General features: G+C 61.1%; 22 protein-coding genes. 17 read left to right on the top strand and 5 right to left on the bottom strand.

Annotated elements, in window-relative coordinates; genetic code table 11:
- The first annotated feature begins 14 nt into the window (after positions 1–14).
- The 7 genes from araH (at position 15) to AB4Z25_RS26175 (ending at position 8,270) form a co-directional block, all read left to right on the top strand.
- Positions 15–965, top strand: coding sequence for an L-arabinose ABC transporter permease AraH (gene araH / locus AB4Z25_RS26205; RefSeq protein WP_112385669.1), 951 nt, complete (start codon positions 15–17; stop codon positions 963–965).
- Complete coding sequence (locus AB4Z25_RS26200) at positions 962–1,825, top strand: aldose 1-epimerase (protein WP_442210047.1); 864 nt, start codon at positions 962–964, stop codon at positions 1,823–1,825. Before araH ends, AB4Z25_RS26200 begins: the two co-directional genes overlap by 4 nt.
- An 11-nt stretch (positions 1,826–1,836) precedes the next feature.
- On the top strand, positions 1,837–2,616 hold the full coding sequence (locus tag AB4Z25_RS26195; protein WP_112537095.1) for an SDR family oxidoreductase: 780 nt from the start codon (positions 1,837–1,839) through the stop codon (positions 2,614–2,616).
- Positions 2,617–2,735: 119 nt separating this feature from the next.
- Positions 2,736–3,167: an OsmC family protein gene (locus AB4Z25_RS26190; protein ID WP_112537094.1), complete on the top strand. Its 432-nt coding sequence runs from the start codon at positions 2,736–2,738 to the stop codon at positions 3,165–3,167.
- Between the two features lie 144 nt (positions 3,168–3,311).
- Positions 3,312–3,917 carry a TetR family transcriptional regulator gene (locus AB4Z25_RS26185; RefSeq protein ID WP_112385665.1) on the top strand — a complete coding sequence of 202 codons (606 nt, stop codon included), beginning with the start codon at positions 3,312–3,314 and terminating at the stop codon, positions 3,915–3,917.
- Between the two features lie 48 nt (positions 3,918–3,965).
- A complete protein-coding gene (locus tag AB4Z25_RS26180; RefSeq protein ID WP_112537093.1) occupies positions 3,966–5,102 on the top strand; it encodes an efflux RND transporter periplasmic adaptor subunit in 1,137 nt (378 codons plus the stop codon).
- 24 nt (positions 5,103–5,126) lie between these two features.
- Positions 5,127–8,270, top strand: a complete 3,144-nt coding sequence (locus tag AB4Z25_RS26175) for an efflux RND transporter permease subunit (RefSeq protein ID WP_112537092.1) — start codon at positions 5,127–5,129, stop codon at positions 8,268–8,270.
- Between the two features lie 49 nt (positions 8,271–8,319).
- On the opposite strand, the gene AB4Z25_RS26170 is transcribed toward AB4Z25_RS26175, so the two are convergent.
- The 3 genes from AB4Z25_RS26170 to AB4Z25_RS26160 are packed head-to-tail and all read right to left on the bottom strand — an operon-like array spanning position 8,320 to position 11,281.
- Positions 8,320–9,231 carry an ROK family protein gene (locus AB4Z25_RS26170; RefSeq protein WP_112537091.1) on the bottom strand — a complete coding sequence of 304 codons (912 nt, stop codon included), beginning with the start codon at positions 9,229–9,231 and terminating at the stop codon, positions 8,320–8,322.
- Between the two features lie 59 nt (positions 9,232–9,290).
- Entirely contained in the window at positions 9,291–10,625 is a 1,335-nt protein-coding gene (locus tag AB4Z25_RS26165) for a sensor histidine kinase (RefSeq protein ID WP_112385661.1), read from the bottom strand.
- A complete protein-coding gene (locus AB4Z25_RS26160) occupies positions 10,622–11,281 on the bottom strand; it encodes a response regulator (RefSeq protein WP_112385660.1) in 660 nt (219 codons plus the stop codon). The genes AB4Z25_RS26165 and AB4Z25_RS26160 overlap by 4 nt, the downstream gene beginning before the upstream one ends.
- Positions 11,282–11,466: 185 nt before the next feature.
- Here AB4Z25_RS26160 and AB4Z25_RS26155 point away from each other — a divergent pair, with 185 nt between their 5' ends.
- From AB4Z25_RS26155 to AB4Z25_RS26145, 3 genes are all read left to right on the top strand, one after another.
- Entirely contained in the window at positions 11,467–12,126 is a 660-nt protein-coding gene (locus tag AB4Z25_RS26155) for an exopolysaccharide biosynthesis protein (RefSeq protein WP_112385731.1), read from the top strand.
- A gap of 141 nt (positions 12,127–12,267) precedes the next feature.
- Complete coding sequence (locus AB4Z25_RS26150) at positions 12,268–13,221, top strand: sugar-binding transcriptional regulator (protein ID WP_112385659.1); 954 nt, start codon at positions 12,268–12,270, stop codon at positions 13,219–13,221.
- A gap of 145 nt (positions 13,222–13,366) precedes the next feature.
- Positions 13,367–14,677 carry an ABC transporter substrate-binding protein gene (locus AB4Z25_RS26145; RefSeq protein WP_112385730.1) on the top strand — a complete coding sequence of 437 codons (1,311 nt, stop codon included), beginning with the start codon at positions 13,367–13,369 and terminating at the stop codon, positions 14,675–14,677.
- Here AB4Z25_RS26145 and AB4Z25_RS26140 read toward each other — a convergent pair.
- Positions 14,665–14,871: a hypothetical protein gene (locus AB4Z25_RS26140; RefSeq protein WP_442210064.1), complete on the bottom strand. Its 207-nt coding sequence runs from the start codon at positions 14,869–14,871 to the stop codon at positions 14,665–14,667. The two genes, AB4Z25_RS26145 and AB4Z25_RS26140, sit on opposite strands and share 13 nt — an antisense overlap.
- On the opposite strand from AB4Z25_RS26140, the gene AB4Z25_RS26135 reads away from it, so the two are divergent.
- The 6 genes from AB4Z25_RS26135 (at position 14,816) to AB4Z25_RS26110 (ending at position 21,480) form a co-directional block, all read left to right on the top strand.
- Complete coding sequence (locus AB4Z25_RS26135; RefSeq protein WP_112385658.1) at positions 14,816–15,688, top strand: carbohydrate ABC transporter permease; 873 nt, start codon at positions 14,816–14,818, stop codon at positions 15,686–15,688. The genes AB4Z25_RS26140 and AB4Z25_RS26135 overlap by 56 nt on opposite strands.
- Before the next feature lies 1 nt (position 15,689).
- Positions 15,690–16,520, top strand: coding sequence for a carbohydrate ABC transporter permease (locus AB4Z25_RS26130; RefSeq protein ID WP_112385657.1), 831 nt, complete (start codon positions 15,690–15,692; stop codon positions 16,518–16,520).
- 18 nt (positions 16,521–16,538) lie between these two features.
- Positions 16,539–17,537, top strand: coding sequence for an ABC transporter ATP-binding protein (locus tag AB4Z25_RS26125; protein ID WP_112516867.1), 999 nt, complete (start codon positions 16,539–16,541; stop codon positions 17,535–17,537).
- A 102-nt stretch (positions 17,538–17,639) separates the two neighbouring features.
- Entirely contained in the window at positions 17,640–19,121 is a 1,482-nt protein-coding gene (locus AB4Z25_RS26120; protein WP_112537090.1) for a mannitol dehydrogenase family protein, read from the top strand.
- An 89-nt stretch (positions 19,122–19,210) separates the two neighbouring features.
- Positions 19,211–19,894 carry an HAD family hydrolase gene (locus AB4Z25_RS26115; protein WP_112537089.1) on the top strand — a complete coding sequence of 228 codons (684 nt, stop codon included), beginning with the start codon at positions 19,211–19,213 and terminating at the stop codon, positions 19,892–19,894.
- Positions 19,894–21,480, top strand: a complete 1,587-nt coding sequence (locus tag AB4Z25_RS26110; RefSeq protein WP_112385653.1) for an FGGY-family carbohydrate kinase — start codon at positions 19,894–19,896, stop codon at positions 21,478–21,480. Before AB4Z25_RS26115 ends, AB4Z25_RS26110 begins: the two co-directional genes overlap by 1 nt.
- Here AB4Z25_RS26110 and AB4Z25_RS26105 read toward each other — a convergent pair.
- Positions 21,477–22,334 (bottom strand): MurR/RpiR family transcriptional regulator, encoded by an 858-nt coding sequence (locus tag AB4Z25_RS26105; RefSeq protein ID WP_112385652.1) that lies wholly within the window; start codon positions 22,332–22,334, stop codon positions 21,477–21,479. The two genes, AB4Z25_RS26110 and AB4Z25_RS26105, sit on opposite strands and share 4 nt — an antisense overlap.
- Positions 22,335–22,569: 235 nt before the next feature.
- Here AB4Z25_RS26105 and AB4Z25_RS26100 point away from each other — a divergent pair, with 235 nt between their 5' ends.
- Positions 22,570–23,283 carry a sulfate transporter family protein gene (locus tag AB4Z25_RS26100; RefSeq protein WP_112537088.1) on the top strand — a complete coding sequence of 238 codons (714 nt, stop codon included), beginning with the start codon at positions 22,570–22,572 and terminating at the stop codon, positions 23,281–23,283.
- The last annotated feature ends 1 nt before the right edge of the window (position 23,284 follow it).

Below are 23,284 nucleotides of genomic sequence, written 5' to 3'. Positions count from 1 at the left end.
TCAGGAACAGCACGATGAACTCGTTGAAAAAAATCCTTCTCGGCGAACAGGGCTTGGTGGTGATCTTCGCCATTGCCTTCGTCATCGTCTCGATCTTTGTTCCGAGCTTCCTGACGGAACGCAACATGCTCGGTCTGCTGCAGTCGGTGGTCACCATCGGCATCGTTGCCTGCACGATGATGTTCTGCCTGGCGTCGCGCGACTTCGACCTCTCCGTCGGTTCGACGGTCGCCTTCTCCGGCATGATCGCCGTCATGGTGTCGAATTCGACCGGCTCGATCCCGCTCGGCCTGCTGGCGGCGCTGATCTGCGGCAGCATCGTCGGCGTCATCAACGGTGTGGTCATCGCCAAGTTCCGCATCAATGCGCTGATCACCACGCTGGCAACGATGCAGATCGTTCGCGGCTTCGCGCTGATTGCGTCGGATGGCCGTGCTGTTGGGATCAACGATCCTTCTTTCTACCAGCTGGCGCTGTCGCGTTTCCTGACGGTGCCGACGCCGATCTGGATCATGATCGCGCTGTTTATCGTCTTCGGCTTCGTGCTGAACCGCACGGTCTTCGGCAAGAACACGCTCGCCATCGGCGGCAATCCGGAAGCCTCGCGGCTCGCCGGCGTCAACGTCGTCAACATGCGCATCTGGATCTTTGCGCTGCAGGGTCTGGTCTGCGCCATCGCCGGCATTCTGCTTGCCTCACGCATCACCTCCGGTCAGCCGAACGCGGCGACCGGGCTTGAGCTTTCGGTCATCTCCGCCTGCGTCCTCGGCGGCGTGTCGCTGGCCGGCGGTCGTGCGGCGATGACCGGTGTCATCGTCGGTGTGCTGATCATGGGTATTGCCGAAAACGTCATGAACCTTCTGAACATCCAGGCCTTCTACCAGTATGTCGTGCGCGGCCTGATCCTGCTGATTGCCGTGCTGCTCGACAATCTGAGATCGTCGGCGGCCGGACGGCGCGGGTGAGCGGGTCTGCGGATATGGAGGAGATCCGGATCGCCGATGGCGATCTTGAGATCTCCCTGTCCCGCCTTGGCGGCGCGATCCGCAGTGCCAGTTTTCGCGGTACGGCTTTCATGATTGCCGATGCCGGTGCGGTCAGCTTCCCCTTGGTGCCCTTCGGCAATCGGGTCGAGTACAATGTGATGACCGTCGGCGGACGGGACTATTGCTTCCGCGCCAACACGGCCGATCCGCTCTATCTTCATGGCGATGGCTGGCTTGGGCTATGGGAGATCGTCTCTCAGGACGCGCGGCGTGTGGAGATGACGTTCCACCACGCGGCAGATGCCGTTTCACCCTATAGCTATGAAGCATCGCAGAGTTTTTCAATTTCGGACAATCGCCTTGTGAATACGCTGCGCGTGACAAATGGCGGTGACGCGCCGATGCCTTTCGGTCTCGGCTTTCATCCGTATTTCATCCGCACGCCGCAGACATTGCTTGCGGCCTCCGCAACCCATTTTTGGACGGAGCGGGATGGCCATCTGCCGGATGAGCGCGGACCGGTGCCCGAGCTGCTCGATTTCTCACGGCCTCGAAACATTCCGCCGCACTGGATCAACAATGCCTTTGAAGGCTGGGATGGTCATGCCCGAATCGTCTGGCCGGAACTAAAGCTTGTGGCCGACATCGACGCCGCTCCAATCTTCGGCAACTACATGATCTATAAACCCGGCGGCGATGCGGATTTCTTCTGCTTCGAGCCGATGACCCACTTGCCGAATGGCCATCACATGCCCGAGTTTGGCGGCCTGGTTCTGCTGCCGCCCGGCGAGAGCCTTTCGGGGAAAATGGCGATCAGCCTTTCGGCTTTGGAAATCTGACGGAGGAAATTTTGGTGGAGCGTCTCACGGGAAAGCGCGTGCTGATCACAGGTGCGGCGCAGGGTATCGGCTTGGCGATTGCGGAGGCCTTCGTGCGCGAAGGTGCCGGCGTTTTCCTGATCGATACGGACGAGGCCCGGCTTGCCGCAGCCGCCTTGCAACTTCGTAATGCCGGAGGAAGTGCCGGTCATGCGCGGGCGGATATCACCGATGCACCGGCGATTGCTGCCGCCGTTTCGCGCGCTGCTGCCGAGATCGGTCAAATCAACGCGCTGGTCAATAATGCCGGCGTCAATGTCTTTGCCGAGCCGCTTGAGACGAGCGATGCTGAATGGGACCGCTGCTTCGACATCAACCTCAAGGGCGCCTGGAACTGCACGAAATCCGTGCTGCCGGGATTGATCGATCAGGGCGGTGGCGTGATCCTCAATATCGCCTCTACGCATGCCTTCACCATCATCCAGCATACATTTCCCTATCCGCTTGCAAAGCATGCGTTGCTCGGCATGACCAAGTCGCTGGGGCTCGAATACGCGGCGAAGAATATCCGCGTGAACGCGCTGGCGCCGGGCTATGTCGCGACCCAGAAGGTCATCGACTACTGGAACAGTTTTCCCGATCCGGAGGTCGCCAAGGCCGAGACGATGAAGCTTCATCCCGGCGGGCGGATCGCCACGCCGGAGGAGATCGCCATGGCTGCCGTCTTCATGATCTCTGACGAATGCCCGTTCATGAATGCCACCTGCCTGACTGTCGACGGCGGTTTGAGCGTGCAGCAGCATCCGGCCTGAATGATTTTCGCGCGGTGGTCGCCAACGCGAGATCGAGCCTTATATTGCGCCAAGGAAGGTGATGCCTTCCGCGGTGGCGGCATTGGCCGCTTCAGGTTTTAATCGCAACGGAGGACGGCATGCAGATCAATCGCACAGCATCGGCCCAATGGTCCGGCGGGCTCAAGGATGGCAAGGGCAAGATTTCGACCCAGAGCGGCGCTCTCAAGGAGCAGCCCTATGGCTTTGCAACGCGTTTCGAAGGCGTTCCCGGCACCAATCCGGAAGAGCTGATCGGCGCGGCGCATGCCGGTTGCTTCACGATGGCGCTTTCACTGATCCTCGGTGAAGCCGGGCTGACGGCCGAGAGCATGGAAACGAATGCGAAGGTGACGCTGGAAAGCGTCGAAGGCGGCTTTGCGATCACCGCCATCCATCTTTCGCTGTCCGGCAAGGTACCGGGCGCCGACCAGGCGAAATTCACTGAGCTTGCCAACAAGGCCAAGGCCGGGTGCCCGGTTTCCAAGGCGCTTTCGGCCGTGCCGATTACGCTCGATGTGACGCTTTCCTGATCTATTTGAAAACATTCATACAATGCCGCGCGCCCGATGGCCGCGGCATTTTTACGTTTGATTCACTGATTGACATGTGATGGCTGATATCTTACGACTGACGAAATTCAAAATTCGTCAGTCGTAAGTGAGGCCACCCAAAGCATGGGCGAAATTGCAGAAGCCACGATCGAAAGCAGCCGTCAGGAGAATGTGACGCGCATTCTGGATTCAGCGGAAAAGCTGTTCCGTCACTACGGTTATGCCAAGACGACCGTTGCCGACGTGGCCCGCGATCTGGGAATGTCGCCTGCCAACATCTACCGCTTCTTTGCATCCAAGGTGGAAATCCACCAGGCGATCTGCGGCCGCATGCTGGCCGCAGGCTACAAGCAGGCCTATGACGCCTGCCATTTGCCGCTCAGCGCTTCGGAGCGGCTGCGGCTTTTCGTGCATGGCCAGTATCAGATGACGGTCGACACCATGCTCGATCGCGAAAAGGTTCACGAGATGGTAGTCGTCGCGATCGAGCGCGACTGGCACGTGATCGACAAGCATATCGACAGCATTCATGCATTGCTTGCCGACGTGATCCGCGAGGGGATTGCGGCCGGTGAGTTTGCCGAACAGGACGCGGATGCGGCTTCGCGTTGTTTCGGTGCGGCGACGGTCACCCTGTGCCATCCGCAAATCGTCGCTCAGTGTCTTGCCAAGACCAATCGGGCGACGATTGACGAGCTCGTCGAATTCTCTCTGAAAGCATTGAAATAACAGGCGGTTCGGCCGCCGTATAACATTCGAAAGATCGGGAGCGCGAAGATGATTTCGCTCAATAGCCGCCTCACGCCGTCCATTTTTAGTCTTGCGCTTGCCGGCGCTCTCAGTCTCGGCCTTTCCGGCTGCAGCGACGAGAAGAAGGCCGAAGCCCCGCAAGTGTTGCGGCCCGTGAAGGTCGTCGAGATCACCAAGGCCGGCGACACGCGGGCGCTTGATTATTCCGGCGCCGTCAAGGCGCGCACCGAGATGAATCTCGGCTTCCGCGTTGCCGGCAAGATCACCGAACGCGCCGTCAATATCGGCGACCGGGTGAAGCCCGGCGACCTTCTGGCGCGCGTCGATGCGACCGACTACGAGCTTGCCGTGAAGAGTGCTGAAGCCAATCTGGCTGCGGCCGAGAAGGGCGTACAGACCGCCGATCTGGCCAACAAGCGCGCCATCCAGCTCTTCGACAAGAGCGTCGCCTCGAAATCGCAACTTGAGCAAGCGTCGCTGACCTACGATCAGGCGGTATCGACGCGCGATGCCGCTCTGTCGTCGCTCGACCAGGCGAAAAACCAGGTGAGCTACGCTGCGCTGCAGGCCGATCAGAACGGTATCGTGACCGCAATCAATGCCGATACCGGGCAGGTCGTGGCTTCTGGTACGCCGGTCGTCGCGGTAGCCGTCGATGGCGAGAAAGAAGTGCAGATCGCCGTGCCGGAGAACGATATTGCCGAGTTCAAGCCTGGCAAGCCCGTCAAGGCAAGCTTCTGGTCCGATGACAAGCTGGTTCTGCAGGGCAAGGTTCGCGAAGTCTCGGGTGCCGCCGATCCGCAGTCGCGGACCTTCTCTGTCCGGGTCAGCCTGCCGAATGATCCGCGCGTGCTTCTTGGCATGACCGCGACCGTCGAGGCCAATGTCACCAATACCAATCCTGATGTCGCCGTGCCGCTGACGGCGTTGGCGGAAAAGGATGGCAAGAAGATCGTCTGGATCGTCGACCGCAATGCTGCGACTGTCCATGCCCGCGAGATCAAGATTGCCGATTTCACCGGCGATGGCGTCAGCGTCACCGAAGGCCTGCAGAGCGGCGATATCGTCGTTGCTGCCGGCACGCAGTTCATGACCGAGAACCTCAAGGTCAAGCTGCCCGATCAGCAGGCCGCTTCCACCGAAGCGACCAGCGCCGTCGAGTAAGGCGTAGCGAGAGGGACACAGGTCATGGACAGCAACGACACCACCGAGAAGCGCCCGTTCAATCTGTCGCGCTGGGCAATCGGCCATCCGAGCATCGCCCGCTTCCTCTTTGGCCTCATCCTGATCACCGGGGTGCTCGGGCTGATGCGCATGGGCCAGAAGGAAGACCCGGATTTCACCTTCCGCGTGATGGTCGTGCAGGCCGTCTGGCCGGGCTCCTCCATTCAAGAGATGGAAGACCAGGTCACCAACAAGATCGAGCGCAAGCTGCAGGAAACCCCGCATCTCGACTGGGTGAAATCCTATACCCGTGCCGGCAGCTCAATCATCACCGTTCAGGTGAAGGGCGACACCAGTTCGGCCGACGTCGCCGACGCTTTCTACCAGGTTCGCAAGAAGGTCGGCGATATCGCCAGCGAGCTGCCGCAGGGCCTGCTCGGCCCCTATTTCAACGACGAATTCGGCGATACCTTCATCACCCTGCATTCGATCAGTGGCGACGGTTATTCCTATCCGGAGCTGAAGAAATTCGCGATCCAGGCGCGTGACATGCTGCTGACGACGCCGGGCGTCGAGAAGGCTGTCATCATCGGCGATCAGCCGGAGAAGATTTATATCGACGTCTCCTCCAAGGCGCTGGCCGAGCGCGGCCTGACCGTCATCGATCTACAGAACGCGATTAAGGGCCAGAACAATGTCGATCCGGCAGGTTCGGTTGATACCGGTCTGCGGTCCGTGCGCATCTCGGTCGAAGGCGATGTCCGCAAGGTCGAGGATATCCGGGAACTGCGGCTGCGCTCCGGCAATCAGGTGACCCGCCTCGGCGATATCGCCACCGTCTATTCGGGTCTCGAGGATCCCTATCAGCGCAAGTACCGCTTCAACGGTCATGAGAGCGTCCAGGTCGGCGTCGTCATGGCCAAGGGCTTCAAGGTCACCGATGTCGGCAAGGATGTCGAAGCGACCTACGAGCGCTTCGAGAAGGCGCTGCCCTATGGCGTGGCTGTCGATCAGATCTCCAACCAGCCCGATGTCGTGACAGATGCGATCAGCGAGTTCATGCATGCGCTGGGCGAAGCGCTGGTGATCGTGCTTATCGTCTCGTTCCTGTCGATCGGCTGGCGCTCCGGCCTGGTGATCGCGATCGCGATCCCCTTGGTACTCGCGGCCACATTCGCCATCATGTACGAGCTCGGCATCGACCTGCAGCGCATCTCGCTCGGCGCGCTGATCATCGCGCTCGGTCTTCTCGTCGATGATGCAATGATCGTCGTCGAGATGATGGAGCGAAAGCTCGAAGAGGGACTGGTGAAGGTCGAGGCGGCAAGTTTCGCCTATTCATCGACAGCCTTCCCGATGCTGACCGGCACGCTGATCACCACGGCCGGGTTCATTCCCGTCGGTTTTGCGGCATCGACGGCGGGTGAATATGTCCGTTCGCTCTTCTATGTTGTCGGTATCGCGCTTATCGTTTCATGGTTCGTGGCGGTCTATTTCACGCCATGGCTCGGCTACATGATCCTGAAGCAGCGGCATCACACCGGCGAGCATCACGATGTCTTCGACACGCGCTTCTATCGCGGCCTGCGCAACAGCGTCGGCTGGGCGGTGCGCCATCGCGCCATCGTGCTCCTGATCACCGTCGGTGCCTTTGTCACCAGTCTCTGGAGCTTCCAGTTCATTCCGCAGAACTTCTTCCCGCAGTCCTCGCGTCCCGAAATCCTTGTCGATCTCTGGCTGCCCGAGGGCACCAGCATCAAGGACGTCGAGACCAAGGCGAAGGCTCTCGAAGCCAAGATGATGGCGGATACCGACAAGAAGTTCATCGCCACCTATATCGGCGAAGGCGCGCCGCGGTTCTTCCTGCCGCTCGATCAGCAGCTTGCCAATCCGAACTTTGCCCAGCTCCTGATCATGGCGAATGATGAACCGGCGCGTGAGCGGCTGATCGTCAAGCTCAGGACGATCCTGGCCGAAGACTTCCCCGATATCCGCGGCAAGGTCGATCGCCTGTTCCTGGGACCGCCGACCGGCTGGCCCGTGCAGATGCGCGTCATGGGGCCCGACCGCCAGGAAGTGCGCCGGATTGCCGACGAGGTGAAGGCCAAGTTTGCCGAGAACCCCGAACTTGGTGCCATCCACGACGATTGGCTGGAACCGGTACCGGCGATGAAGCTCGTCATCGACCAGGATCGCGCCCGTTCGCTGGGTGTTACCTCGCAGCGCGTCCGGCAGATGCTGCAGACCGCGATGTCCGGGGCGCCGCTCGATGACTTCCGTGATGGCGAAGAGACGGTCTCGATCGTTGCCCGGGAGCCGGAGACGAGCCGCTCGCTGCTCTCGGCCGTCAACTCGGTCTATGTGCCGACGGATTTCGGCGGCTTCGTGCCGGTGTCGCAGATCGCCAAGGTGGTTCCGGTGATGGAGCAGGGCATCGAATGGCGCCGCAACCGCCTGCCGACGATCAGCGTCCGTGCCACACTACCTGACGGTGTGCAGCCGAACGACGTTGCCATGAAGATGTATGCCGACATGAAGGGTCTGCGCGACAGCTTGCCCGCCGGCTATCAGGTGCAGATCCAGGGCGGTGCTGAAGATGCAGCCGAGAGCCAGGATTCGATTGCCGCCAAGGCGCCGATCATGCTCGTCGTCATCATGATCCTGCTGATGGCGCAGCTGCAGCATTTCGGCAAGGCGATGCTGGTCTTTGCGACCGGTCCGCTCGGCATCATCGGCGCGGCTAGCGCCTTGCTGATCAGCGGTGCGCCGTTCGGCTTCGTGGCGATCCTTGGCGTCATCGCGCTGCTTGGTATCATCATCCGCAACTCGATCATCCTCGTCGACCAGATCGACCAGGATATCAAGGCGGGGATGCATCGGCAGGAGGCGATCGTCGGTGCTGCTGTCCGCCGCTTCAGGCCGATCATGCTGACGGCGCTGACCGCTGTCCTGGCGCTGATCCCGATCTCACGCGGCGTTTTCTGGGGGCCGCTTGCCTACGCCATGATGGGCGGCATTCTGGTTGCCACCCTGCTGACGATCTTCGTTCTGCCCGCCGGCTATGCGCTGTTCTTCGGCCGTGAGCCGGAGGATGCGACGGGCGGGCAGGCCAGCGCCGACCAGGAAGACGCGGATGAGCATCATCCGCCGGCGATGGCCGCAGAGTGAAGATGGCGCGGTTCCGGCCGCGCCGTTTTCGCTTTCAGATCAGGTGCGTTCAGGCCGCCTCGGCCTTGAGGCCGAGGATGGCTGCGCCGATCAGGCCGGGTTCGACGCGGCATTCGCTGCGAACAACCAGCGGCCGGTCGAACTTGCGCAGGATCCGCTGGCGGACCGCCTTGTCGAGTTCGGCAAGCAGCTGTTCGACATTCGACAAGCCGCCGCCGACAGGGACGATCGTTGCGCCTGTGATGTTGATGGTCAGGGCGAGTGGCGAGGCCACGAGATCGGTATAGACGTCGATTGTTCGCGTCGCCTTCTCATCACCCTGCTGCCATTGCGCAATGATCTCCTCGCTGGAGAAATCGAGATCATGCAGCGTCTTGTGGAGGCGCTCGAGGCCGCGGGCGCCGCCGACGGTGTCGACACAGCCCTTCTGGCCGCAGCCGCAGGGATAGGCCGGGATCTTGGCGGGCGGATTTCCGGCTTCGGAGGCGATGATCGGGCCGTGGCCCCATTCGCCGGCAAAGCCGCCCGAGGCATTGATCAACCGCCCGTCGGAGACAAGGCCACCACCGACGCCGGTGCCGAGAATGGCGCCAAGCACGATGCGGTGGCCGCGTCCGGCGCCGAGTTCGGCCTCTGCCATGGCGAAACAATCTGCATCATTGGCGATCAGCACCGGCAGGCCGAGTTCCACCTCCAGCTCGGCTGCGAGATCGCGGCCGTGAATGCAGGGAATGTTGGCGCAGGTGAGCCGCTGGGTATCCGGATCGACAACGCCGGCAATCGAAAGCGCAACGCGCGAGGGCTGTTCGTCGCTTTCCGTGATGAAACTGCGGATGGTTTCGACGAAGGCCGCAAAGTCGTCCTTGGGCGTCGGCTTGCGGCCCATGGGAGTGATGTCCGCTTCGGAGCGGGCGATGCCGCCCTTGATGGCCGAGCCGCCGATGTCGAAGGAAATGATCATGTCTTGCCGCCTCGCGATTACCGGCGTCTGCTCGCATCGTTTGAGTGGATTTGCAAGCCCTATGCAGGGAGCGTGACCCGTGCTTCGAAACCTGATTGCCTGCCGCTTGCCGGTGACAGCAGTTCCAGCGTCCCGCCCATCTGGGTGGTGATGCGGTCGGCAATCGCCAGACCGAGACCAGATCCCGGCGCGTTGGTCGCCCCCCGGCGGAAGCGCCGCTTGAGATTGCCGAGGTCTGCCGCAGAAATCACCGGACTGTCGTTGACCACGCGAATGGTGCCTTCCCCATCCAGTGAGACCGAAACCTCCTGCCCGGGGTCTCCATGAGAGAGGGCGTTTTCGACCAGATTGCGGATAACGATGCCGAAGGCATCGACGTCGGCGTTGCGCACAAGCGTTGCGCCGTTTCGGGCCTCATAGGCGATGCGGCCCTCGGTGCGGCTGTCGCGGGCATAGTCGGTCATCAGCATGTCGAGCACCGGCTTCAGGTCGGAGGCTACATCGCTCTTGCCGATCCCGGCTTCGGCGCGGGAGAGCTGCAGCAGCTTCTCCGCCAGCCGGCTGAGATTGACCAATGAAGTCTCAACCTGCTTGGCCCGCTGCCGCACCGGGCCGGGCGGAAGCTCTTCTGCAAGTCGCTGCGTCTGCGCCAGAGCACCGGCGATCGGGGTGCGCAGCTCGTGCGCGCTGTTGGCTGTAAATTCGCGCTCGGCTTCCAGCGCCGACCGCAGCCGGGCCAGCAGCAGATTGACGGAACGGCCGATCGGTTTGATCTCGCGGGGCAGGCTGCCGCTCTCGATCGGCGCCATGTTGCCACCGTCCTTGGTGGCAATGTCCTGGCGCAGTGTTTCGATCGGTTTCAACGCGCGGCCGACCACGAACCAGACGGCGAAGATGCTGGCCGGGATGAGGACGATGAGCGGCCAGAGCAGGGTGGCGGCACTTTCGCGCACGGCCTCGCGGCGATTGCCGAAGCGGTCGGCCACCTGCATGAACAGCGTGCCATCCGTCGTTGCCTCGGTGTAGATCCGATGCGTCTGGGTGTCATGAAAGCCGTGGACGAGTGGCGCATTGAAGGGCTCGGCCGGCGCGTCGTTGGAGCGGAGCACGACCTTGCCGGTTTTATCCCGCAGTTGATAGGTCAGATATTCGCGGCTGGCGGCGGTGTTCAGCATCGCAACGCTGCGCGGGTCGGTAACGGTGCGCTGGTCGAGATCGTCGACGATCAGTGCCAGCAGCCGCTGCGTCGTTTCTTCCTGAGCGCTGTCGAATATCTCCGAGAACTCGTGCTGCATGACGCGGATGCTGAGGCCGATGGCAATCAGCCAGAAGAGCACGACGATACTGGTCAGCGCCAGGATCAGCGGCCGGGTGATGCTCGGTTCGCGTCTCATGCTTCGCCCAGCGTGTAGCCGATGCCGCGGGCGGTGCGGATGCGGTCCTTGCCGATCTTCTTGCGCAGCCGGCTGACATAGACCTCGACGGTGTTGCTCTCGATTTCCGATCCGAAAGCGTAGAGCGCCTCTTCGATCCGATCCTTGGGCACGATCGCGCCGGGCCGGGCAACCAGCAGATCGAGCACGGCCCATTCACGGCTGGTCAGGACGATCGACTCACCAGCGACCGCAAGCTTGTGCTGGGGGCGATCGATCTCGATATCGGCGATCTTGATGATGGGGTGCGGATTGGCGCCGTAGCGGCGGGCCACCGCCATGATCCGGGCTTCGAGTTCTCCGAGATTGAACGGCTTGACGAGATAATCGTCGGCACCGGCATTCAGCCCCTCAATGCGGTCGGATATCTGGTCGCGCGCCGTGAGGATGATGACGGGCACGGTCTTGCCGCGCCCCCTCAGCGCTTTCAGGAATTCGATGCCTGTACCGTCAGGCAGCTGCAGGTCGAGCAGGATCAGCCCGTAATCGACCGATTTTTCCGCCGCCTGCGCATCGCCGATCGTGCGCATCCAGTCGATGGCGTGGCCAGCGGCGGCCACATGGTCGCGCACCGCTTCGCCAATCATTCCATCGTCTTCAACCAACAGAATTCGCACGCAATTTCTCCCTGGGGAATGAGTAGCGCCTGGCGCTGGCGGGGGTCAAGCATGGCGTGACGGCGAAAAATGGCCTTGCAATGGCCGCGATCGGGAACCGGCGCCGTCATGATGGCGGCACATTCAGCAGAGAAGGTTCATATTTGGATGGTATCAAGCACACGAAATCGAGTTTCTGGGGTTTTATGACGATCGAAAGCATGGATATGGCGCGGGGGCGCCTGCCGCGTAATCCACGGCCGAGGGCGCGCCGCCTGTCTGCAATTCTCAGGCAGATGGCCAGTGACCGCTCGCGCGAGCGCATCTCCATCCGGGATATTTTCGAAACGATGGGCGACCGGGCGATCGGCGCTCTGATGCTGGTTTTCGCGCTGCCGAACCTCGTGCCGACGCCGCCCGGCACCTCGGCGATCCTCGGGGCGCCGCTGCTCTTTCTTGCCGCCCAGTTGACCTTCGGCCTCAGACCATGGCTGCCGAAGGTGATTGCCGACCGGTCGATGCGCCGCGAGGATTTCGAGGCGATCATTTCGCGTATCCATCGGAAGCTGGCTTTCGCCGAGCGGATGCTGAAGCCGCGGCTTTCGGTGCTTGTCGAGCCGCCGGCAGAATATCTTGCCGGCTTCCTCTGTCTGGTGATGGCGATCATCCTGACGCTGCCGATTCCGCTTGGGAATATGCTGCCGGCGCTGGCGATCTGCCTGTTCTCCTTCGGTATTCTCGGCCGCGACGGCTTGTTCGTAATCCTCGGCGTGATCGCTGCCGGACTGTCGGCGACCGTCGTCGGCGGGATGGTCTATGGGATCATCAAGGCGGCAGCTTTCGTCATCGCCAACTGGTTTGCCTGACAGGTCGCCAAGACGAAATCTGTCACGCATTTCTTCAACACACTCGACATTTGCCCATTTTTGTTTTGATCTGGCGCATTAGAGATTCATGGTCATATTCACCCGGTAGAACGCCGGCTTATTTTGCGCGGTAGAAGCTAGATGGCAAAGAGAACCGACACTCCGGGACGGCTGGATGACGCGGCGCGAGCAGGGTGGCTCTATTATGTCGCGGGCCGGACGCAGGATGAGATTGCTTCGACGATGGGCATCTCGCGCCAGTCGGCGCAGCGTCTCGTTTCGCTTGCCGTTGCCGAGAAGCTGATCAAGGTGCGGCTCGATCATCCGATCGCCGCCTGTCTCGAACTCGGCAATCAGCTGCGCAAGAAATTCGATCTGCGTTCCGTGGAAATCGTGCCCAGCGATCCCGGCTCTTCCTCAACGACGATCGGCATTGCCGAGGCGGCGGCTGCGGAAATCGAGCGTTGGCTGAAGCGGCCCGAACCGATCGTGCTTGCCGTCGGTACCGGCCGTACGTTGAAAGCGGCCGTCGATCAGCTGCCGCAGCTCGAATGTCCCGAACACCGCATCGTCTCCCTAACCGGTAACATCACACCCGATGGGTCGGCGGCATATTACAACGTGATTTTCAGCATGGCCGATGCCGTGAAGGCGCGGCATTTCCCGATGCCGCTGCCGGTTCTCGTTACGTCGGCGGAAGAGCGTGAAATGCTGCACAGCCAGCAGCTGGTGCGCTCGACGCTGGAGATCAGCTCGCAATCGGATGTCACCTTCGTCGGTATCGGGGAGCTCGGCATCGATGGTCCGCTCTGCGTCGATGGTTTTCTCGAGAAGGACGAGATGATGGAGCTGATGCGCAATGGCGCCGTCGGCGAGATCTGTGGCTGGATTTTCGACGGTGACGGGAAGCTTCTCGACAACCCGATCAACGAGCGCGTTGCCTCGGCGCCGATCCCGCCGCGCGACTCATCCACCGTCATCGGAATCGCCAAGGGAAAGCGCAAATTCAAGGCGATACGAGCCGCCATCGTCGGCCGCCAGATCAACGCTTTAATCACCGATGAGGCAACTGCCGAGTTTTTGCTCACAGTCTGAGCAAAAATTATTTTGTTTTAAATCAACGCCATAAGTGTCCCTTTCGCTACCGCAGCAACGAATGCGGATTGACATTCTGTAACCTCTTGTGAGTAATTGCCCATGAGCAAAGCGAATGCTCACACTCATCTTCTGGGAGGAAGATATGACATTGAGAACTCTTCTGCTGGGCGCCTGCTCGGCACTGGCGTTTGCGGGCATGGCTTCGGCTGAAACGCTCACAATCGCGACCGTGAACAACGGCGACATGATCCGTATGCAGAAGCTGACGGATGACTTCAAAAAATCCAATCCCGACATCGACCTGGAATGGGTCACGCTCGAAGAGAACGTGCTCCGCCAGAAGGTCACCACTGACATCGCCACCAAGGGCGGTCAGTATGACGTTCTGACGATCGGCACTTACGAAGTTCCGATCTGGGCAAAGCAGGGCTGGCTTCTGCCGCTCGACAATCTCGGCGCCGACTACGATGCCGACGACCTGCTGCCGGCAATCCGCAGCGGTCTGACTGCAGACGGCAAGCTCTATGCAGCGCCGTTCTACGGCGAAAGCTCGATGGTCATGTACCGCAAGGACCTGTTCGAAGCTGCCGGTCTCAAGATGCCCGACGCTCCGACCTGGGATTTCATCGCAGACGCTGCGAAGAAGATCACCAACAAGGACAAGGAAGTCTACGGCATTTGCCTTCGCGGCAAGGCCGGCTGGGGCGAAAACATGGCGTTCCTGACGGCCATGTCGAATTCCTTCGGCGCACGCTGGTTCGATGAACAGTGGAAGCCGCAGTTCGACCAGCCCGAGTGGAAGGACACGCTGAACTTCTACGTCAACCTGATGAAGGAAGCCGGCCCTCCGGGTGCTTCTTCCAACGGCTTCAACGAAAACCTGGCGCTCTTCCAGACCGGCAAGTGCGGCATGTGGATCGACGCCACCGTTGCAGCATCCTTCGTCAGCAACCCGAAGGAATCGCAGGTTGCCGACAAGGTCGGTTTCGCTCTGGCTCCGGATAAGGGCCTCGGCAAGCGCGGCAACTGGCTCTGGGCCTGGAACCTCGCCATCCCGGCAGGCTCGCAGAAGGTCGAAGCGGCTGAAAAGTTCGTCGCTTGGGCTACCAGCAAGCACTACACCGAGCTGGTCGCTGCAAAGGAAGGCTGGCTGAATGCACCTCCCGGTACCCGTTCTTCGCTCTATGCGAATGCCGACTACCAGAAGGCAGCACCTTTCGCGAAGATGACGCTTGATAGCATCAACTCGGCTGACCCGACCAAGCCGACCGTCAAGCCGGTCCCCTATGTCGGTGTCCAGTTCGTGGCGATCCCGGAATTCCAGGGCATCGGTACGGCCGTTGGACAGCAGTTCTCCGCAGCGCTTGCCGGCCAGCTTTCTGTCGACCAAGCTCTGCAGAGCGCACAGCAGCTGACCACCCGCGAAATGACCAAGGCTGGTTACATCAAGTAATAACCTCCTGAGAACGGGTTGGAATGCTTGACATTCCACTCAACTGGGCCGCCGAATTGCCCGAACTGCATCGGCGGCCCCCTTTTTTCTTTGCTGCCCTGCAGCCGTTCGCCACTCCAGACATGATCGGTAATTGCCATGGCAACGTTACACACCCGCTCAGCCGCGCGCATGATGATGGCGCCTTCGGTCATTCTTCTGCTGCTGTGGTCGCTCATCCCGCTGGCGATGACGATCTACTTCTCGCTGCTGAACTACAATCTGCTCAGCCCGGGTATGGAAAGCTTTGTCGGCTTCCTGAACTATCAGTACTTCCTGACGGATCCAGCCTTCTTCTCCGCTCTGGCAAATACGCTGCTGCTGGTGCTCGGAGTCCTGTTGATCACGGTCGTCGGCGGTATCGCCTTCGCGATCTTGCTGAACCAGGACATCTACGGGCAGGGCATCGTTCGCATCCTGGTCATCGCGCCCTTCTTCGTCATGCCGACGGTGGCAGCGCTTGTCTGGAAGAACATGTTCATGAACCCGGTCAACGGGCTCTTCGCGCATCTCGCCAAGGCGCTAGGTTTGCAGCCTTACGACTGGCTGGCCAACGCGCCGCTGTTCTCGATCATCCTGATCGTCGCCTGGCAGTGGCTGCCGTTTGCCACGCTGATCATGCTGACGGCACTGCAGTCGCTCGATGAGGAACAGCAGGAAGCCGCCGAAATGGATGGCGCGGGTGTCGTTTCGAAATTCATCTATATCGTTCTGCCGCATATGGCGCGCGCCATTACCGTGGTCATCCTGATCCAGACGATCTTCCTGCTTTCGGTCTTCGCCGAAATCCTGGTCACCACCAATGGCGGCCCCGGCACGCAGAGCACCAACCTGACCTATCTGGTCTATGTCCAGGCGCTCCTGCAGTTCGATATCGGCGGTGCTTCGGCAGGCGGTATCGTCGCTGTCATCCTCGCCAATATCGTCGCGATCTTCCTTGTCCGCCTCGTCGGCAAGAACCTGGAGGCGTAAGATGGCCCGTAAAGTCACCACCCAACGCAAGGTCATCATGACCGCGATCGCCTGGACGCTCGGGATCCTGATCTTCTTCCCGATCCTCTGGACGTTCCTGACCAGCTTCAAGTCCGAAGCCGATGCGATCGCGTCGCCGCCGCAGTTCCTGTTCTTCCACTGGACGACGGAGAATTATGCGGAAGTGCAGAGCCGGTCGAACTATCTCGGCCACTTCATGAATTCGGTGATAATCTCCTTCGGCTCGACGCTGCTCGGCCTGATCATCGCCATTCCGGCCGCCTGGGCCATGGCGTTTTCGCCGACCAAGCGGACCAAGGACGTTCTGATGTGGATGCTGTCGACGAAGATGATGCCGCCGGTCGGCGCGCTCATCCCGATCTACCTGATGTTCCGCAACACCGGATTGCTTGACAGCCGCATGGGCCTGGTGATCGTGCTGACGCTCATCAACCTGCCGATCATCGTCTGGATGCTCTACACCTACTTCAAGGAAATCCCCGGCGAGATCCTCGAGGCCGCCCGCATGGACGGTGCCTCGCTCGCCAAGGAAATCATCTATGTGCTGACGCCGATGGCCATTCCCGGAATTGCCTCGACGCTGCTGCTCAACATCATCCTGGCCTGGAACGAAGCCTTCTGGACCCTCAACCTCTCTGCCTCCAAGGCAGCGCCGCTGACGGCCTTCATCGCTTCCTATTCCAGCCCCGAGGGCCTGTTCTACGCCAAGCTCTCGGCAGCATCGACCATGGCGATCGCCCCGATCCTGATCCTCGGCTGGTTCTCGCAGAAACAACTCGTCCGCGGCCTGACCTTCGGCGCGGTGAAATAAGACGACAGGGAGAGAAACATGGGCAGCATTACCCTTCAGAAAGTCTCGAAGGTCTTCGGCGAAGCCAAGGTCATCCCTTCGATCGATCTCGAAATCAAGGACGGCGAATTCGTCGTCTTCGTAGGACCATCGGGCTGTGGCAAGTCCACGCTGCTGCGGCTGATCGCCGGGCTCGAGGATGTCAGCGGCGGCAAGATCGTCATCGATGGCAAGGATGCGACCGAACAGGCGCCGTCCGAACGCCGGTTGGCGATGGTGTTCCAGTCCTATGCGCTATATCCGCATATGAGCGTGCGCAATAACATCGCCTTTCCGCTGAAGATGGCGGGGATGGACAAGGCTGAGATCGACCGCAAGGTCGGCGACGCCGCGCGCGTGCTGAACCTCACCGACTATCTGGAGCGCAAGCCGCGCCAGCTTTCGGGCGGTCAGCGCCAGCGTGTCGCCATCGGCCGCGCCATCGTTCGCCAGCCGTCGGCCTTCCTGTTCGACGAGCCATTGTCAAACCTCGATGCGGCGCTGCGCGTTAACATGCGCCTCGAAATCAGCGAACTGCACCAGCAGTTGAAGACGACGATGATCTACGTCACCCACGACCAGGTGGAAGCCATGACGATGGCCGACAAGATCGTCGTCCTCAACCGAGGCAATATCGAGCAGGTCGGCTCGCCGCTGGAGCTCTACAAGAACCCGCGCAACCTGTTCGTCGCCGGCTTCATCGGTTCGCCGAAGATGAATTTCGTCAAGGGCCAGCTTGCCGCGCAGCTCGGCGCGCATACGATCGGCGTTCGCCCCGAACATGTGCTGCTGTCGCTGGAAAGCGGCGACTGGAAGGGCCGGGTCACGGTTGCCGAACATCTCGGCTCCGACACATTCCTGCATATCGATGTCGAGGGCATCGGTGCGGTGACCGCGCGTGCCGGCGGTGACTTCGCGGCCAAGGCGGGAGACACCGTTTATGTGACGCCCGACAAGGCGCGTATCCACAAATTCAACGAGGGCGGCCTCGCCATCTGAGGCGGGACCGGGCCGGGGTGGCCATGCGGAGCGGGCGCGGTGCCCGGTCCGCCGAGACCTGGAGCGGGAGGCCGCTCCGGAAGACCTCAAGAGGACTGTATCATGACGTGCAAACTATCGCTGGCAACGCTTACCGAGGCGGCCAAGACGGCCACGGTTCCGGCCTATGGCCGGGCGTCGCTCTCAGCCGGCATCGTGCACTTCGGCGTCGGCAATTTTCATCGCGCCCACCAAGCGATCTATCTCGATGATCTCTTCAACGAGGGACAGGATCACGACTGGGCGCTTGTCGGCGCCGGCATGCTGCCGTCGGATGCGTCGATGCGCGAAAAGCTTGCGGCGCAGGACTTTCTGACGACCGTGGTCGAGCAGGACAACAACAAGACGGCGGCCCGGGTCACCGGACCAATGATCGACATCCTGCCGGTCGGCGATTCCAAGGCGATCATCGCCAAGCTTGCGGATCCCTCCATCCGCATCGTCTCGATGACGATTACCGAGGGAGGCTATTTCATCGACGCGTCCGGCAAGTTCAATCCGGAGCATCCGGCGATCGCCGCCGACGGCAAGAACCCGTCCGAGCCGAAGACCGTGTTCGGCCTGATTGTCGCTGGTCTCAAGGCGCGCAAGGACAAGGGCCTTGTTCCCTTCACGGTGATGTCCTGCGACAACATTCCGCATAATGGCGTGGTCACCACCAACGCCGTCGTCGGTACAGCGAAGCTGTCGGATCCGGCCTTCGCTGACTGGATCAAGGCCAACGTTGCCTTCCCGAATGCCATGGTCGACCGCATCACGCCGGCAACCGGCCAGCGCGAGATCGACCTGCTGAAGGATCAGTTCGGCATCGAGGATAACTGGCCAGTCTATTGCGAAGAATTCAAGCAGTGGGTGCTGGAAGACAAGTTCACCGCAGGCCGTCCGGCACTCGAAAAGGTCGGCGTCACCTTCGTGCCTGATGTCACGCCCTACGAGCATATGAAGATCCGCATCCTGAACGGCGGCCATGCGGCGATTGCCTATCCGGCAGCGCTGATGGACATCCACTTCGTTCACGACTCGATGGAAGATCCGCTGATCCGTGCCTTCCTGGCGAAGCTCGAGAAGGACGAGATCATCCCGATCGTGCCGCCGGTACCTAATACCTCGCTGCAGGACTATTTCGAGCTTATCGAGCGGCGTCTGCTGAACCCGAAGATTGCCGACACCATCCCGCGCCTGGCACAGGACGGCTCCAACCGGCAGCCGAAATTCATCCTGCCCTCGACGCTCGACAATCTCAGTCAGGGCAGGGACGTGGTGGGTCTGTCGCTGGTTTCGGCGCTCTGGTGCCGCTACTTCGCCGGCAAGACGGATAGCGGCAAGGAGATCGTCTTCAACGATGCCAGCGCCGACCGTCTGCACGCGGCTGCGGTCAAGGCCAAGGACGATCCGGCGGCCTTCCTCGCCTTTGACGATATCTTCGGCGAAGTCGCGAAATCGGAGCTCTTCCGCAAGCGCTTCGCCCATGCCCTGAAAACGCTGTGGGAAAAGGGCACTCGCGAGACGCTGCAGCTCTATCTCGACGGCAAGCTTGCAGTGTAAGCAATTGCGATGGCGGCAGATAACGCCGTCATCGACCCGCCTTGCGGCAAGCAGGACGGTAACGCGTCCGAAAACATGGTTGGTCTTTCATGACTGAGACACGGCTTGTCATTTTCGATTGCGACGGCGTGCTCGTCGATAGCGAGCCGATATCCGTCAACGTTCTCGTCAAGGCGATGAACGATCGCGGGGTGCCGATCACTGAAGACGAGGTCTATGGCCGCTTTCTCGGCAAGAGCCTTGCGACTGTCATTGAAACGATGAAGAGCGACTATCACGTCCATGCCGGCGAGGAGTTTCTTGAGCGGATGCGGGTCGATCTCTACGGCCGGTTCCGCAAGGAGCTGAAGCCGATCGAAGGCATCGGCGAGACGATCGACGCGCTCGATATTCCCTGCTGTGTTGCTTCATCGAGCCAGGTCGAGCGTATCAAGCTTTCACTGTCCGTCACCGGGCTGATCGGCAAGCTGCCGAATATCTTCAGCGCCAGCATGGTGAAAAACGGCAAGCCGGCACCGGATCTCTTTCTGCATGCAGCGCGGGAAATGCACGTCGCGCCGGAGAACTGCGTGGTGATCGAAGACAGCCCGGCGGGCATCGAGGCGGCGAAGGCCGCCGGCATGCGCGTCTTTGCCTTTACCGGCGGTTCGCACGCCAATTTCGAGGGCTATCGTGCTGAACTTGACCGGCTTTCGCCCGAAGCCGTGTTTGACGTAATGCCTGAATTGCTCCACCTTATCCAGAAACAAAAGCTGGATGGGATGCACCCCTGATGCATGATCACGTGGTTGCGGTGGATGTTGGCACCGGCAGTGCGCGCGCCGGCGTCTTCGATGCCGGCGGCCGGTTGCTGGGCAAGGCCGAGCATCCAATCATCATGAACAGGCCGCGCGAAAACCACGCCGAGCACGATTCAGAGAATATCTGGTCAGCGGTCTGCATCTCGGTGCGCAAGGCCGTTGAACAATCGGGAGTGGCGCCTGCTTCGATCGGTGCGATCGGCTTTGACGGGACGTGTTCGCTTGTCGTGCGCGATGTCGAGGGCAGGCAAATCTCGGTCTCGACGGGCGGCGAGAAGCGCTTCGACACCATCGTCTGGCTGGATCACCGGGCGCTGCAGGAAGCGGATTTCTGCACGGCGACGCAGCATGCCGTTCTCGAACATTCCGGGCATTTCATGTCTCCCGAGATGGAGATGCCGAAGCTGATGTGGCTGAAGACGAAGCTGCCGGGCACCTGGATGAATGCCGGCTACTTCTTCGATCTTGCTGACTTCATGACCTGGAAGGCCACGGGATCCCTCAGCCGCTCGCGCTGCACGCTGACGGCGAAATGGAACTATCTTTCCCATGAGAAAGACGGCTGGCGGAAGGACTTCCTGGCGCAGATCGGTCTCGACGATCTGCTGGAGCGGGGACACCTGCCTGACGAGACGGTGCCGGTCGGCTCCAGCGTCGGCACGTTGACTCAGGAGGCGGCCTCGGCGCTCGGCCTGACAACGGCCTGCCATGTTGCTGCCGGGATGGTCGATGCCTATGCCGGTGCGCTCGGCACCCTCGGCGGCTATGCGGCCGATCCGCGCGAGCTTGAGCGTCAGCTGGCGCTGATTGCCGGTACATCAAGCTGCATCGTTTCGTTTTCGCGCGAACGGCGGCCGAGCCACGGCATGTGGGGCCCATATTACGAAGCGGTGTTTCCGCAGTCCTGGCTTGTCGAAGGCGGCCAGTCTGCGACCGGCGCCCTGCTTGATCATATCGTGCGCATGCATGCGGCCGGCGGCGAGCCGACGGCGGCGTTGCATCAGAAGATCGCAGCCCGTGTCGCTCAGCTCCGTGCTGAAGAAGGCGACGATGCGCTTGGCGCCAGGATCTTCGTACTGCCTGACTTTCATGGCAATCGCTCGCCGCTCGCCGATCCCCACGCCGTCGGCGTCGTCAGCGGGCTGACGCTCGATACGTCGTTCGACGGGCTGTGTGCGCTCTATTGGCGGACCGCCGTCGGGATTGCGCTTGGTATCCGCCATATCCTCGAGACGATGAAAGAATACGGCTACGTTCCGGATACGCTGCATGTGGCCGGCGGCCACGTGAAGAACCCGGTGCTGATGGAGCTTTATTCCGACGCGACGGGATGTAAGGTTGTGGTGCCGAAAATGAACGAAGCCGTCCTGCTCGGTACGGCGATCGCTGCTTCCGCCGCCTGCGGATTACACAAGGATCTGGCAGCGGCCGGAACCGCGATGTATCCCGGCGGCGACGAACGCAGCCCGAACGCGGCCAAGCGGGCGATGTACGACCGCGAATACCGGCGGCTATTGGCCATGTACCGGCATCGCGCCGAACTGGAAGCGATGGACTAGCCTCCGCCGCGGCCTTCGCCGAGGATGGCGCCGAATTCCGCCATGCGGCGTTCGCGCTGGAAGGCCTCGTCGCCGGCCGCAGCAATCACCGTTTCCGAAAGGCAATCGAGCAGTGCCATCAGCGGCGGCAGGTTATCTTCGTCCGGCACGCGTGACGGAGGCAGTGTCAGCATGATGTTCGACTGCTCCGGCATCCAGTCATTGTTTTCCGCAGTGATCAGCACCACCCGGTAGCCGTAGCGCCTTGCTGTTCTGGCAAGCAGCCTAGCGCGGGCAAAGCGCCGGCAATCGATGATGACGAGCAGGGCGCCTTCGCCGGTCTGTCGGGCGAAGAGTTCGGCAAAGCGGCTCCCCGATCCATCGAGCGCGCGAACGCCATCGCGGGCGTGGGTAAGGCGCTGGGCAAAATGCGAAGCGAAACCGGTCAGGCGTACATGGGTGGCGATGAAGACTTCGCGGGCGCTTGAAATCATTGACGCCGCCTCGGCCCATTGGGGCTGCGCGGTCAGGTGGTAGATATGGTGCATCGCCTGGATCTGTTCGGTAACCAGCAATGCCAGCGGCTTGCCGCTCGATGCGTCGGTCTGCAGCTCGTTGAGCGAGGTCTGCAACTGAACCGGCGATGTGACCGCCGTTTCGCGGATATGGATCTTGACGCTGTCGAGGCCCTGATAGCCGAGCGCCCGCAGGAAGCGCCCGACCGTCATTGGGCTAAGATCCAGCCGGTCGGCCACCGAGGCTGCGGTTTCGAAGGGCAGGTCGTTCAGATGCTCGGTGAAATACTTCGCGATCCGGCGCTCCGCTGGCGTGCCGGACTTCACGTAATGCCTGAGCTTCTGGACGAAGTCTTCCACGCAACGGGCCCCTCACTGGCGAAAACGCGTCTTGCGGATGCGCGCGGGCGAGACTTGCCGTTTGCAACTATTTCCGGAAGCTGCGTCTCAGGCTCAAGTTTAGATCGAATAATTTCCAGTATATATTAGTGTTCAATTGCAGACAAGTTTTCCATTGCTGCATGTACTTTTATTTCGGCTTGCCGTTCTGCGCGGGGATTCCTACATCCTGGGTCAAACCACGGAGACGCCACGCATGATCCTTGACGCCGCCCGCCTGTCCTTCCGCAACCTGCTTGCTCCCGAGACACGCTCAGTGTTCTGGAAGGTGCTGGGTTTGACACTTCTGGTGCTGGTCGGGCTGTGGTTCGTGCTGCGCAGCCTGTTTGCGACGCTGCTCTTTCCCTGGATTGCTGGTTTCTTTCCACAGATGCCCGAATGGGCGGGGTGGCTGAGCTTCGTCTTAGCCATTCTCGCCGGTCTTGGGCTGGCGCTCGGCCTTGCCCTTCTTCTGTCGCCGGTGACGGCGCTGATTGCCGGTCTGTTTCTGGATGACGTTGCCGAGGTTGTGGAGAAACGCGATTATCCGAACGACCGGCCGGGCACGGCAATGCCGTTCGGACCGGCGTTGACGAGTTCGATCAAGTTCCTCGGAGTGGTGATTCTCGGCAATATCATCGCGCTATTTCTGCTCTTCATCCCCGGCGTCAATCTGATCGCCTTCTTCGTGGTGAACGGTTATCTGCTCGGGCGGGAATTCTTCGAGTTTGCAGCGATGCGCTTCCGGCCGCCCGAGGAGGCCCGCGCCTTCCGGGCAAAGCACGGATCGACGGTCTTCCTGGGCGGCCTTGTCATCGCGGCTTTTCTCGCGGTGCCGTTCCTCAATCTCCTCACGCCACTCTTTGCCGCCGGCATGATGGTGAACCTGCACAAGCTGGTGTCGCAGAAGGATCCGGCCTTCAGAGGTTAGG

This window comes from Rhizobium sp. RAF36 (assembly GCF_052114105.1).
Classification (GTDB): Bacteria; Pseudomonadota; Alphaproteobacteria; order Rhizobiales; family Rhizobiaceae; genus Rhizobium.
Note: the sequence above shows the minus strand (reverse complement) of the source record. Positions and strands in the feature narration are given on the sequence as shown.